Annotated in this window: 3 protein-coding genes; all 3 read right to left on the bottom strand. The window is 42.4% G+C overall.

Annotated features, from left to right (window positions below; all coding sequences use genetic code 11):
• Positions 1–327: 327 nt before the first annotated feature.
• Positions 328–1,392 (bottom strand): DUF3326 domain-containing protein, encoded by a 1,065-nt coding sequence (locus GNE10_RS33425; RefSeq protein ID WP_185570344.1) that lies wholly within the window; start codon positions 1,390–1,392, stop codon positions 328–330.
• A 130-nt stretch (positions 1,393–1,522) separates the two neighbouring features.
• Entirely contained in the window at positions 1,523–1,702 is a 180-nt protein-coding gene (locus GNE10_RS33420) for a hypothetical protein (protein ID WP_099072314.1), read from the bottom strand.
• Between the two features lie 396 nt (positions 1,703–2,098).
• Positions 2,099–2,413 carry a 2Fe-2S iron-sulfur cluster-binding protein gene (locus tag GNE10_RS33415; RefSeq protein ID WP_185570343.1) on the bottom strand — a complete coding sequence of 105 codons (315 nt, stop codon included), beginning with the start codon at positions 2,411–2,413 and terminating at the stop codon, positions 2,099–2,101.
• Between the last annotated feature and the right edge of the window lie 560 nt (positions 2,414–2,973).

Raw genomic sequence — 2,973 nt, 5'->3', positions numbered from 1 at the left:
CGCCAGTCGCTCATGGGGGAAACCCCCAAGACCGCGCTGGCTCACCTTTTCCCCAAACCAAATTCCAGTTTAAAATCTTTAACCGAGCAGTATTGGGGGTGGGGGGACTTGTACTGAGCGGAGCCGTTGGCGCAGCCTCTCGCAGAGAAGTATGGGGAGACTTGTACTGAGCGGAGCCGTTGGCGCAGCCTCTCGCAGAGAAGTATGGGGGGATGGGGAGATAAGGGAAAGAACTTTTCACTTGTACCTATTGCCTTCTAACTCCTAACTCTTAACTCCTAACTCTTAACTCCTAACTCCTAACTCCTAACTCCTAACTCCTAACTCCTAACTTCTAATGGCTAGTGGTTGTAAGGACGATAATTTTGGACGAAGAATACAGGGATCGATGCCTGCTTTATGTGCCACTAATATGCCCACTGCCTCTAAATATGAGTTTACCTCTATGGCTTTGATCCCCAAAGGTTGGGGAGGAACTTTTATAACAGTTTTATTTTCTTCTACTGTAATTATTTGGCATCGTGTTTGGCTGAGGCTGAGTAAGGCGCTACTACCACAGGCGTTTGCAGGCACGATGGCAGCATCTACTTCATCTGCCCAGATATCATCTTGTTTTAATCCTATCGCTTTTCTTTGGATAAATTGTGGGGCGCGACTCAAACCGACGAGAACGCATGGTAAAAATGTGTAACCCAATTCCTCAGCTGCGGAACGGGGTGATAAGTCCGGTTCTGGGGGAGTGCTAGCGAGAGCAGGTGAATGAGCGCAAGGAATTTGAAAGGTTCGTACTAGTAAATGACTAATTACGGCTTCTGCGCCGGCTATGGAATCAACTCCTTCACCTTGGCGGTATTTTTGTAGTGCTTCCTCATCCATATCATCTGGGAAACGGGCGACAACTGCGATCGCTTCTGCCCCGGCTTTTTTAATCAGTGTTTCCCCTGCCCTTAACAAGCTATCCGGGTTACCAATTGTCCCCCAACTTGCACCCGATGAAGTAGTCCGTAATTCTACATTTAATGGTGCATCTGTAATTACATAATCTGTCAAAGTCAATCCTAGTGTGGCTCTAGCTGCGTCTGCTGCTTGCAAATGTCTGAGGCGTAACTCTGGCTCAATGCCTTGGTCTAAAAGTAAACCTATCTTATTATTCCGCACTGGACGCAAACCCCAACATCCGGCGGCAAATTTATCGAGTCCAAAACCTTCAACATAAAAAGCATTGGGGAGATTCCAGTACAAACTTGCGCCATTGAGGACATTGGGGTGAGTAATCAGGCGATCGCAAACCTGTGCTACAACTTTAGCAACAGGCAAAGCATCACCAGCGTAACCGCCAATAGCAGCCCCAACACCAGTTGGTACGATTAAAATAGCAGTGTATGGATGCATAATTATGGGCATTGGGCATTGGGCATTGGGCATTGAAAGTTAGGAGTTGAAAGTTAGGAGTTAGGAGTTAAGAATTTTTTCCTCTGCTTCCCATACCTTATGCTACATGCCCTATGCCCCATGCCCGACTCTAACTCTCGACTGTCGTCACAACCGCTTCAACTTTAGCCTTTTGCTGGGCAACATCTACAGAGGTAACAGCCCAACGTAAGGGTTCCCCTTGTTTTTTTAACTCTGTTTCAATTGTTTTGAGTAATTCTGCGGGAGTCTCTTGCAAGTCAATTTCTGCGGTAATAAAATGAGTTGTCATCGCCCTAAATCCTGTTAATTTTTAGTTTATACAATAGCTTATCAGGTGCAATCAAATACTGATATGGTTTTCCAGTTTTTGTAATCATGGGAGTGAACAGTCATTCAGCTATCAATAAATCAATAGACTTTTTGCAGAAGTTGGGAAAAGGTGGAAAGGTTTGTTATTTTCCCTTTTACCACAAGAGTGCAAAAATAATTTTTGCAACAGGTCTAATATCTATACTGATAACTGTTCACTCACTACAAATCTAAACTTTATGGTGTACGCAACTTCAGTTTTAAAGCCAACCATAAAGCTTGTTTTACTCTTAAATTCTCAATCCTGAATCCTGAATTCTGAATCCTGAATTCTGAATTCTGAATTCTGAATCCTGAATTCTTCTGTAATTATTAGTCACTTGCCAAATTGCAATTGATAAAGAATGTCTTCTTTTTCAGTCTCAATTTTCAAATCAGAACGGGGTTTAGCAACACAAAGTAATACATAACCTTGTTTTTGTAAATCTGGACTCACACCCATACCATCAGCTTGATCTACAGTACCCTGGCTGATTTGACCGGCGCAAGTTGTACAAACCCCTGCATGACAAGAAGCCGGCAATTCTAAACCCGCAGCTTCGGCCACTGATAAAATTGTTTCATTTTCGGGGACTTGCAAAGTATGAGTTTGACCTTGGTGATGAATTTCTACGGTGTAAGTTTTGGGCATATTGAAAAAGAGTTTTAAGCAAGGGGCAAATTTATTAATATATCGGAATTAGTTAAAAATATCCAGATATCACCATAAAATTTTAGGTTAAACAGTGATAAATATAACAACTATAATTGCACTCACCAAGAAACTTTGGTCATCAATGTTACAACGTTGACTCTTAAGGTTACAACATCAAGCCTTAAGGTTATAACATCAAGCCTTAAGGTTATAACATCAAGCCTTAAGGTTACAACATCAAGCCTTAAGGTTACAACATCAAGCCTTAAGGTTATAACATCAAGCCTTAAGGTTATAACATCAAGCCTTAAGGTTAAAGCGATCGCAATTGATTCCAACTAAAGGACTTGCGGTAAAACAGTGTACCAAAAGACCGGGCTTTTTTACCAGACGGTGCGCCCATGATTAACGTTCAACCCTCGAATCCCAGCCAGTGGGTTGAGTGTAGTCGAAACTCACAATTATTAGACCTCTTGCAACCAATTGCTTTTTGGACTCTTGTGGTCAAAGGGAATCATGTTAAAGGGGAAAGGGAAAATACCAAACCTTTCCCCCTT

The organism is Nostoc sp. 2RC, from assembly GCF_014222165.1.
Lineage (GTDB): Bacteria > Cyanobacteriota > Cyanobacteriia > Cyanobacteriales > Nostocaceae > Nostoc > Nostoc linckia.
The sequence above is the reverse complement of the archived record's forward strand: the minus strand, read 5'-3'. Positions and strand labels throughout refer to the sequence as shown.

Coding starts and splice junctions, on each gene's coding strand:
- GNE10_RS33425 (WP_185570344.1), bottom strand. CDS start 1,392: ATGCATCCATACACTGCTATTTTAATCGTACCAACTGGTGTTGGGGCT.
- GNE10_RS33420 (WP_099072314.1), bottom strand. CDS start 1,702: ATGACAACTCATTTTATTACCGCAGAAATTGACTTGCAAGAGACTCCC.
- GNE10_RS33415 (WP_185570343.1), bottom strand. CDS start 2,413: ATGCCCAAAACTTACACCGTAGAAATTCATCACCAAGGTCAAACTCAT.